Raw genomic sequence first — 240 nt, forward strand, 5'->3', positions numbered from 1 at the left:
AGTAAGGCTGTCGGTCAGCGTGCCGTTTTGGCCTAGGGCCTGGACTGCTGGGAGACTATTATTGAGCGTGTAGGTCCAGTGGCCATCGGCCGCCAGCGTGAAGCTGCCGTAGCTGCCCGCGGTCTTGGCCTGCGCCGTGAAGGCCGACTCCTGGTCGTCGATGTCGGTGACCGTGAGTTGGCCACCAGTTGTGAGCTGGGTGTCTTCGGTGACCGTACCGGCATCTGTGCCGCTAATGAT

General features: G+C 62.1%; 1 protein-coding gene. It reads right to left on the bottom strand.

All coding sequences use genetic code 11. From position 1 onward, the window contains the following. Positions 1 to 240: VCBS domain-containing protein (locus tag SHEWPOL2_RS22220; RefSeq protein ID WP_037431969.1), on the bottom strand; the 240-nt coding region annotated here is incomplete at both ends.

The sequence above is a fragment of the Shewanella sp. POL2 genome, from assembly GCF_000282755.1.
Classification (GTDB): Bacteria; Pseudomonadota; Gammaproteobacteria; order Enterobacterales; family Shewanellaceae; genus Shewanella; species Shewanella xiamenensis.